Raw genomic sequence first — 1653 nt, forward strand, 5'->3', positions numbered from 1 at the left:
GGGCGGTGCGTCTGCCCGAGGACCTGGCGCCGCGGTTGCGCACCGGCACGCCGGCGGTGCTGGCCCGCGTGCACGACGGCGCCGCCCTGATCGATCTGCGCTGTGTTCCCGACACCGCCGATGCAGTGCTCACCGCCGCGGTGTGCGCCGCCCTGTCGGAAGGTTGAGGGTGTTCGTCGCCGCCACCGCCGGACACGTCGATCACGGGAAGTCGACGCTGGTCAAAGCGGTCACCGGGATGGAACCGGACCGCTGGGAGGCCGAACGCCGGCGCGGTCTGACCATCGATCTGGGCTTCGTGTGGACGACGCTGCCGTCGGGCCGGCAGGTGAGTTTTGTCGACGTTCCCGGGCACGAGCGCTTCGTCGGCAATATGCTCGCCGGCCTCGGGCCAGCCCCGGTGGTGTGCTTCGTGGTGGCCGCCGACGAGGGCTGGATGGCTCAGTCGTCCGAGCACCGGGATGCGGTGGCGGCCCTGGGCATCACCGACGGGCTGCTGGTCATCACCCGCGCCGACCGGGCCGATCGGCGACGGATCGACGAGGTGATCGCCCAGGCACGCCGGGAACTGGCCGGCACCGGGCTGGCCGATGCCCCGGTGACGGTGGTCGCCGCCCGCGACGGCACCGGACTCGACGAGTTCACCGCCGCACTGGACGATCTGCTGGGCGGGCTGCCGGCACCCGCCGCGACCGGACCGGTCCGGATCTGGGTGGATCGGGCCTTCACCGTCACCGGGGCCGGCACGGTGGTGACCGGGACCCTGGCCGCCGGGTCGGTGCAGGTGGGCGACCTCCTGGAGCTGCGCGGACGCGACGGTGTGCGGCAGGTGAGCGTGCGCGGCCTGCAGTGCCACGGCCGGCCGGTGGACCGGGCCGGGCCGGTGAGCCGGGTCGCGGTGAACCTTCGCGGGGTGCCGGCCGACGGGGTCCATCGCGGGGGCGCGCTGATCGGTCCCGGTGACTTCGGTGCGTCCGGGGTCATCGATGTGCGGCGGATCGGCGACGACGTCCCCGCCGGGCTGTGGCTGACGGTGCACGCCGGCACCGCGGCCGTACCCGCGCGCGCCCGCCCGCTCGATGCCGAGCATCTGCGGCTGACACTGGCCTGGCAACTGCCGCTGCAGGTGGGCGACCGCCTGGTGCTGCGGGATCCGGGAGCATCCCGGATCGTCGGCGGAGCCGGCGTGGTCGATCTGGATCCGCCGCCGCTGCGGCGCCGCGGCGATGGTCGGCGGCGCGGTGAGCACCTGGCCGGTCGCACCGGCGATACCGACACCGCGCAAGAGGTGGCGCGCCGCGGCGTCGTCGAACCGGCCCGTCTGGCCGAAACCGGATTCGCCGTGGACACGGTTCCCGACGGCGTCGCGCAGATCGGTCGCTGGTGGGTCGATCAGCAGCAGCTGGACCGGTGGCAGGCGCGGCTGCGCGGGGCGGTGAGCGAACTGCACCGGCGCGATCCGCTGGCCGCGGGGCTGAGCCAAGGGGCGGCCCGCGATCTGCTGGCCCTGCCGGATGCGGCGCTGCTGCGGGCGGTGATCGCCGGAAGCGGAGTCTGCGCGCAGGACGGTGTGCTGTTCGCACCCGAACACCGCGGCAACCTGGGGCCGGCCGAGGCGGGGGTCGCCGAACTGGAACGGCGCTTGGCGGCGGC

The 1653-nt window shown here is 74.7% G+C and carries 1 protein-coding gene; it reads left to right on the forward strand.

What is annotated here, in order from left to right:
• Positions 1-169: 169 nt before the first annotated feature.
• A partial coding sequence (gene selB / locus GOHSU_RS11905; protein WP_005941930.1) for a selenocysteine-specific translation elongation factor occupies positions 170-1653 on the forward strand: 1484 nt, incomplete at its 3' end.

The sequence above is a fragment of the Gordonia hirsuta DSM 44140 = NBRC 16056 genome (genome assembly GCF_000333015.1).
GTDB classification, from domain to species: domain Bacteria; phylum Actinomycetota; class Actinomycetes; order Mycobacteriales; family Mycobacteriaceae; genus Gordonia; species Gordonia hirsuta.